The sequence below is a fragment of the Tistrella sp. genome, assembly GCF_002684955.1.
Lineage (GTDB): Bacteria > Pseudomonadota > Alphaproteobacteria > Tistrellales > Tistrellaceae > Tistrella > Tistrella mobilis.
In genome coordinates this window covers 1-7,987 of the sequence record NZ_NYWI01000018.1, presented here as the reverse complement: position 1 = coordinate 7,987, position 7,987 = coordinate 1, and the positions used below count along the sequence as shown (strand labels likewise).

Below are 7,987 nucleotides of genomic sequence, written 5' to 3'. Positions count from 1 at the left end.
CGGCGTCGAAGGGCTGACAGGGGTGTTGTCGCGAGCGATCATCGGTCATTCCTGTAGAGGCCTACCTGGATCCCCGCCTTCGCGGGGATGACGGTGTTTAGTTTGTGCAGAGACGGTCAACGGCGGTGCCGGACAGCGGCGTGGGTGGTTGGACGGTGCGGCCACGGTCGACGGCAGTGCCGGACAGCGGCGGTGGTCAAGCGGTGCCGATGCGATCGGTGGCGGTGCCCGGCAGTCACTCCTCGGGCTTCAGCCCGATGGTGACGTCGGTGCCGTCGATCACCACCTGAAGCGGTTCCAGGTCGTAGGGGTCGACCTCGATCAGCGAGCGCCACCGGGCCTCGTCGATGTCGCGGAAGCCGGCGACCACACCGATCGCGCGGGTGCGCTGGTCGGCCGAGAACACCAGCTCGCGGCTGCTGCCCGGCGCCATGACCAGTTCGCCCTGGTCGATCAGCGTGCCGCCCAGAACCCCGCGGGGGTTTTCGTTGAGCGCGAAATAATCCGCCTGCTGGAAGGCGCCGGGCTGGCTCAGCTGGAAGAAGCGCAGCACCACCGGCGAGGGGCGACCCTCGACATCGGGATTGGCGTCTTCGTGGGCCATGATCGCGATCTCGGCCTCGTCGGGCGCGCTGTCGCCGAAGCGCAGGCTGAACAGGCGGTCGGCGGTGCCGATCAGGTCGCTGACCGGCCGGTCGCTGCAGGCCTGGAGCGGCAGGGCAAGGCTTATGGCCACAATGGCCATACGGAAAATGGACAAACTGGCCATCAGCGCCGCGCCTCCCCGCCCTCCGCCGGTGTCGCGCGCTGCATCGGGATGCCACCGTGAGAGGTGGCATAGCCGCGGGCGAAGCCTTCGGCGAACAGCGACCGCGCATCCTCTTCGGCGCGGCTGCGGATCTCGGCATGGCGGCGGCGATAGCCGTCCCAGAGTGCGGCCTTGCGGGCGGTGGAGACGATGGCGCCCAGCCCGCCGACAGGACCGACGGCGCGTTCGGTCGCCTCGGGCGACAGGGTGTCGATCACCACGCCCAACCCTGCTTCCAGCCCGCGCACCATGGCGATCTGGTGGGCGGCGATGTCATCGAAGCCCTGTTCCACCGCCTTCACCCCCGATGAAAACGCCGGCAGGGTCGGCTGCAGAAAGGCCAGCATCGCCTCTTCGGGCGTCGCCGAAAATTTCAGCGGGTTGTTGTTGCGCGGCTTGATGGTCGTGCGCTCGATGCGGAATTCGCCCTTCAGCTCTGCCCGCGCCGACAGGGTTTCGATCAGCCCGCGGGCGGTGGCACGGAACACCTCGCCCGCGATCCGCAGCACCTCTTCGGCGCGGGAAGGCGGCAGCTGCTCGCGGGTCAGCCCGGCGCCCGACAGGAAGGCGTCGTAAAGCCGGTCGTCGCGCAGCCGGTATTCCGATGGCGGCGGCGTCTGGCGCGGCGGCGGGTCGCGATAGGGTTCAGGGTCCTCGTCCGGGTCCGGGTCGGGCAGCGGCTCGGGGTCGCGGATCGGCACCGGATCCTCCAGCGGCACGTCTTCCGGGTCCTCGACCGGGATCGGCTCGGGGTCGCGTGGTGGCCCGGGTGGTTGGCGACGAGGTGGCTGCTCCGGCTGGGGCGGGCGGCGGATCGGCGGGGCCGGCGGGTCCGACGGGTCGTTCTCGGGCGCGGTCATCAACCCGTCCACGTTCCGGCCATCAACATCCCAGTCTTCGGGAATCTCGACCCTGGCAACCCTGGGCGGGGTGAAGGCAAAGGCGGTGGCCGGCGGTTCGCCGCCCGAAAAGGCCGCCCCCGGATTGGGGCGCGGGGCCGGCTTCGGTGCCGCATGCAGCGGCCGGGCCGGCCGGGGTGCCGGCGCCTCGTCCGGCACCGGCATCAGCCCCAGCGTCAGCACGTAATCGCCCACGAACACCCGGTCGCCATCGGCGACCACATGGCCGGTCTCGCGCGGCACCGGCCGGCGCGGATCGTTGACGAAACTGCCGTTGGTGCTGGTGTCGATCAGCCGGAAGCGGCCGCTGTCATAGTCGATCAGGCAATGCTGGCCGGAAATGACCCGGGTCGGATCGTCCAGCACCACGTCGTTGGCGGGGCCGCGACCGACACGCAGGCCGCGGCGGTCGAAGCTCCGCGAGGGCCCGATCCGGGTCGCCGGATCGTCGCGATGGGCGATGTCGATCACGAGCCGCATGGCTTCCTCCGTCAATTCCTCAATCCGTCACGACAGCCGGCTCTCACGACAGCCGGGGCGTCAGGCTGCCATCGGGCCCGGTTGCGATCTCGACTGCGCGGGGCGGCGCGCCCTCTTCGGCCAGCCGGTCCAGGATCAGCCCGGCCAGGCCCGGCATCAGCTCGCCGGAAATCACCGCCTCCACCGCGCGTGCCCCGGCATCGCGTGCCCGGGCGCGGGCCAGCACCGCCGACGCCACCTCGGGCGCCACCGTGACCGGCAGATCATAGGTTTCGGTGATGCGCCGCACTGCGCGATCGAGTTGCAGGTTCACGATAGCAAGCAACCTCTCATCATCCAGTGGCATGAATGGGACCAGTTTGAGGCGCCCGAGGAAGGCCGGCTTGAAGCTCTGGCGCAGCACCGGTTCCAGCGCCTCGGCCAGGCCCTCCGGTCCCGGTGCGGTATCGGGGTCGTCCATCAGTTTCGTGATGGTCTCCGATCCGGCATTGGTGGTCAGAATCAGGGTCACGTTACGGAAATCGATCTCCCGCCCCTCGCCGTCGCGCACCCGGCCTTCGTCAAAGATCCGGTAGAACACGTCCTGCACGCCCGGATGGGCCTTCTCGATCTCGTCCAGCAGAACCACGCCATGGGGGCGGCGGCGCACCGCCTCGGTCAGCACGCCGCCTTCGCCATAGCCGACATAGCCGGGCGGCGCGCCCAGCAGCATCGAGACCTTATGTTCCTCCTTGAATTCCGACAGATTGATCACGGTCAGCGCCCGGGCGTCGCCATGCAGCAGTTCCGCCAGCGCCACCGCGGTTTCGGTCTTGCCCACGCCCGATGTGCCGGCGAACAGGAACACGCCGGCCGGCCGGCGCGGATCGTCCAGCCCCGCACGCCTGGTGCGCACCGCGCGTGCCACCGCCTCCAGCGCATGGTCCTGGCCGATGATCCTTGTGCGGAGCCGGTCCTCCAGCCGGCGCACCGTCTCCAGCTCGTCATCGGCCATCCGGCCCAGCGGAATGCCGGTCCAGTCCGAAATCACCGCCGCCACCGCCCGGGCATCGACATCAACCGGAAGCAGCGGATCTTTCCCTTGTACAACTTTCAGCTGCTCAAGCACGGCCGATTGTGCGGCCGCACGCGCCGCGGGCTCTTCCATCGCCCGCGCCTCGGCCAGCTCGGCCACCAGCCGCGACTCCTCTGCGAAGGAAATAGCCATTTCGGCTATTTCGGCCTCCAGACTAGCCATATCGGCTATAAGCGTCTCAACCGACAGCGCCGCGCCACCCAGCGCCGCATCACGCAACCGCATGTCCCGCGCCCGTTCCAGCGCGGCATGTTCCGACCGCCGCCTCTGCAGCGCCTGTGGCACCACCGCCCGGCCCATCGCCACCCGGGCCGCCGCCGTGTCCAGCACGCTCACCGCCTTGTCGGGCAGCTGCCGCTCGGGCAGATAGCGGGCCGACAGCCGCACCGCCTCTTCCACGGCGGCATCATGGATATGCACCCCGTGATGGGCTTCCAGCTTCTCCACCAGCCCGCGCAGCATGGTCACCGCCCGGGCCTCGGACGGTTCTTCCACCTTCACCACCTGGAAGCGGCGGGCAAGCGCCGGGTCGCGTTCCACATGGCGCTTGTATTCCGCCCAGGTGGTGGCCGCGATGGTGCGCAGCTCACCGCGGGCGAGCGCGGGTTTGAGCAGATTGGCCGCATCCCCCTGCCCCGCCGCCCCGCCGGCACCGATCAGGGTATGCGCCTCGTCGATGAACAGAATGACCGGGTCGGCGCTGGCCTTCACCTCGTCGATCACCGATTTCAAACGGTTTTCGAACTCACCCTTCACGCCCGCGCCTGCCTGCAACAGGCCCAGATCCAGGGTCAGCAACCGGGCACGGGCCAGCGCCGCCGGCACCTCCCCCGCCGCCACGCGCAGCGCCAGCCCCTCGACCACTGCGGTCTTGCCGACCCCGGCCTCGCCGGTCAGGATCGGGTTGTTCTGGCGCCGCCGCGACAGGATGTCGATCACCTGGGCGATCTCGTCATCGCGCCCCAGCACCGGATCCAGCCGCCCCGCGCGTGCCGCCTCGGTCAGGTCGATCGCATAGGTGGTGAGCGCCTTGCCGCTCTGCAGCGAAGAGAGCGGCGCCTCCGCCGCGGCCGGGCCGCTGCCCGCCGCCTCGTCGCTGCCGTCTGCCAGCTCCGGCAGCCGCGCCAGAACCTGATCGGCCGACAGCCGCCCCAGCACCGGGATCACCTGGGCCAGCTGCTGTGACAGCAACTCGTCGCGCAGGGCCGCCACCAGCAGATGGCCCGATCCGATCCGGTCCGCCCCATCCTCGATCGAGGCCACCGTCCAGGCCTGGCGGATCATGGCGATCAGCCCCGGCGCCAGGGCCGGCGCGCGATCATTGCCGGTGCGCAGCCGGTCGAGCGCGCCATCGAGCGCGGTCAGCGCCCGCGGCACCGCGACGCCGGCCTCCGCCAGCGCCCGGGGCAGCACCGCGCCGTCATCGGCGACCAGGGCGCGCAGCCAGTGTTCGATCTCGATCGCAGGATTGCCGCGATTGACGGCATTGCCCGCCGCGGCTTCAAGCGCCTTGCGGCAGGTCCGGTTCAGCTTGTCGACCAGGGAGCGGATCTGGGTGGTTGCCATGGGGTGCGGGTCCGGAAAAATGAGAGGAAGATCAGGTACAAAAGGTCAGGCGCCGGTCTCGAACACGGCATCGTCGGGGTCGCGGGGCGGGGGTGCCGTGCCGGTCAGCCAGCCGGTCCAGCCCAGGCGCAGGCCGCCTTTGGCACCCAGTTCGGCCGGCGGCACCTCGTGCCGGTCCAGCACCAGGCGGAGCGCGAACGACATCGCCGGGCCGACATACAGCCGCACCAGATCGGTCAGCGCGCGCACCGCGGCACCTTCGGGCAGCAGCGCCGCAAAGCGCTCCCGCGACAGCGGGCCGACCACGATTTCGAACCGGCCGTCGACATCGCGGACCTTCTCGCCCGCGACCATGTCGACCCCCAGCCGGCAGAAGCCGCCGGGCGTCAGGCGGCTGCGCTCGGCCTCGTCCAGCCGCACCCAGCTGCCGGCGAACTGGCGGATGCGGACCGGCGCGCCAAGCTGGCCGGAGAGCATCGCCTCCAGGGCGGCGGCGGAACGCGGCCCGCGCGCGAAATGGCCGGCATGGCGGATCACCGTCAGATCATCGACCGCCAGCCGCCCGGCCAGATGCGGCGTGCCAAGCCCGGTCAGGGCCCGAAGCGCGCCGGTGATCGCATCCTCGCGGCCTTCCGCCGCCGCGCGCTCATGGGCCAGCGCCATGCGGTATTTCACCTGGGCGCCGTGGAAGAAGGCGCCCTGGCGGTCCAGGAACAGGTCGACGAAGCGGGCGAAACCGGGGTTGCGCCGCCGCTCGGCCTCGATCGCCGCCGCGGTCATATGCGAGGGCAGCACGCCCGAGGGGCCGAGCAGGCCCAGATGGGCGATGCGCAGCACCGCCGGCGCCCCCTCCACCTGGCCCAGACGCGCGCCGGCCACCGCACTCGCCGGAAAGGCCAGCGGCAGCACGCCCTGGAAACGCACGGCATCGGCCGGGTTGCTCCCGGCCGCGCGCTCCAGCACCCTGACCGCCTGCACCGCCTCGAACGACCAGGGCGCGCGGGCGAGATCGGCCAGAACGCCGGTGGGAGCCGATGGCGCGGGGGCCGGAACCCTTTCGGTCTGGGGCGGTTGCATGGTGGTCATGGGCGCCCCCTCAGACCAGGTCCTGCGCGCCGGCGCGCGGCGGCCAGGTGCGGATGACGCCCGGCCGGCCGCGCAGTTTCGCGGTCAGGCGGGTGAAGGAATTGATCGTGCAGTAAAGCCCGAACACCCGGTCGAGCACCGCCGCCAGCAGGTAGAGCCCGCCGGTCGCATAGCGTTCGGGGTCGAGTTCCAGCGTCACATCCAGCCCGCGGGCCATGCCGCCGAAGCGGTCGCCGGGCACGCGCGCCATGCCCCGGCGGTGCGAAATGCCGGTGATCGCATCGATCGCTGCCCGGGTTTCGGGCGCGTCGCGCAGGTCGTGCAGCGCCAGCAGTTCGCGCAAGGCCGCCGCCCCGTCGGTATCGTCGGTGAGCGACAGATGGTTGAGCGACAGGAAGGAAATCAGCCGCCAGCGGCCATGCGCCCCGGCCTCGGGCCGCAGCGTCCGGGTGGGCGGGGTCAGGCAGGTGACGCCACGGATCGCCGACATCGCCTCGGCCGGTTTCAGCACCGGATGGCCGCCGCCGAAGGGCAGCCGCGCCGGCAGGTCGCGGTTCAGGCACAGCGTGTCGACCGACAGCACGCCGGTAGCGGGCTCGGACGGATTGAAGCCGTCATCGACCAGGCTGAGATAGATCTCGCTCGCCGGATCGCGCGGCCCGGCCGGCCGGCGCTCGGCATGCCACCAGCGCCGGGTCTCGTCGGCCATCGCCGTGCCATGGGCGACCGAATGGAAGGGTTGATAGAGCTGGCGGCGGCCGCCGGCATCGCTGCCTTCGACCCGCAGGATCCGAAAAATCTCGGTCGAGAGCGGCCGGCGGGCATCGGGCACCACCCGGTAGGCAGACTGGCGCTGATCCAGCCGGATCGGCTCGGCCGCCTGGCGGAACAGGTTGACGATCGGCACGGCGCCCAGCGCAAAACTCTCCGCCGTCACCGCCCGCTCCAGATCCTGGTCGTGACGGGTGAGGAAGACATGGATCTCCAGCCGGTCGCCCACCGGGGCCAGCGTCCGGGCGTCCAGGCCGTTCAGGTCCAGGAACAGGAATTTTTCGGGGAAGGCGAAATATTCGGTCAGCAGCCGATAGGCCGGCAGGGTGCGGGCATCGTCGGGCAGCAGCCCCTCATCCCCTGCAAAGCCCACCGGCGCCACCGCCTCGGGCCCGAGCCGCACCGGCCGCGGATCATCGGGGCCGGTGGCGACCGCGATCCCTGCCACATCATTGGTCAGCCGCTCGTAAAGCCGGGTGGCCTGGGCGCCGGGGGCGGCGATGAACAGCCGCAGCCGGTCCAGGCCGAGTTCGGTGAAGCTCCGCCCGGGCTGCATGGTCTTCAGCCCGATCTTCAGCACCGCCACCGCCTGCTCCACCCCGGCAATCGCAGGCGCCGCCACCGGCCGCGCCTTCAGCGCCACGGTCTCGATCTCGACCGGCCAGAGGGTGGCCGGCCAGGCGGTGCGGAAGCGGCAGGGCTCGGGCGCGCGGCCCTCGGCGGGGGCCACGGGCCCCGTCACCAGCTCGGCCCCGGCCGGCACGGTATGGGGGCCTGAAAGGTCCGCCTGCGGCGTGAACCGCGCAATCGCCATCGAGGGCACCGGCGCCAGCCAGTGCGGGTGCAGCACCCCGAGCAGGGCATCGGTCAGCTCGGGGAAGGCATCGTCCAGCCGCAGCTGGATGCGGGCATTCAGATAGGCCACCGCTTCGATCAGCCGGGCCACGAAAGGATCATCGGCGGCATCGGCGGTCAGGCGCAACCGCCCGGCGATCTTGGGATGCGCCGCCGCGAACTCGCCCGCCCGGCGGCGGATCTCGACCAGCTCGCGCTGGTAATGGGGAAGCAGTTCGTCGGTCATGTGATGCTCATCTGCGATTCTATACCGGCCGACTTCTGTACGACATGTCCGCCGTCATCCCCGCGAAGGCGGGGATCCGGGTTCCTGTCCGCGCGAAGACTGTCGGACACACCATCTCCGGTACCGATGGCGGCGGATCTTCTGATGCCCGACATGACGACCCCCGGAAAATGATCATCGTTCATACCTGTAGAAGCCTACCTGGATCCCCGCCTTCGCGG

5 protein-coding genes are annotated in these 7,987 nt (G+C 70.7%); all 5 read right to left on the bottom strand.

Annotated features, from left to right (window positions below; translation table 11 throughout):
• Positions 1–235: 235 nt before the first annotated feature.
• The 5 genes from tssJ to tssF are packed head-to-tail and all read right to left on the bottom strand — an operon-like array spanning position 236 to position 7,766.
• Positions 236–769: a type VI secretion system lipoprotein TssJ gene (gene tssJ, locus CMO28_RS04640; RefSeq protein WP_296710379.1), complete on the bottom strand. Its 534-nt coding sequence runs from the start codon at positions 767–769 to the stop codon at positions 236–238.
• On the bottom strand, positions 769–2,187 hold the full coding sequence (gene tagH, locus CMO28_RS04635; RefSeq protein WP_296710377.1) for a type VI secretion system-associated FHA domain protein TagH: 1,419 nt from the start codon (positions 2,185–2,187) through the stop codon (positions 769–771). The genes tssJ and tagH overlap by 1 nt, the downstream gene beginning before the upstream one ends.
• A gap of 43 nt (positions 2,188–2,230) precedes the next feature.
• Positions 2,231–4,828, bottom strand: coding sequence for a type VI secretion system ATPase TssH (gene tssH, locus CMO28_RS04630; RefSeq protein WP_296710375.1), 2,598 nt, complete (start codon positions 4,826–4,828; stop codon positions 2,231–2,233).
• A gap of 45 nt (positions 4,829–4,873) precedes the next feature.
• The gene (gene tssG, locus CMO28_RS04625) at positions 4,874–5,914 is read right to left on the bottom strand and encodes a type VI secretion system baseplate subunit TssG (protein WP_296710373.1); all 1,041 of its coding nucleotides are present in this window, start codon (positions 5,912–5,914) and stop codon (positions 4,874–4,876) included.
• Positions 5,915–5,924: 10 nt separating this feature from the next.
• Positions 5,925–7,766: a type VI secretion system baseplate subunit TssF gene (gene tssF, locus CMO28_RS04620; protein WP_296710369.1), complete on the bottom strand. Its 1,842-nt coding sequence runs from the start codon at positions 7,764–7,766 to the stop codon at positions 5,925–5,927.
• Positions 7,767–7,987: the final 221 nt, after the last annotated feature.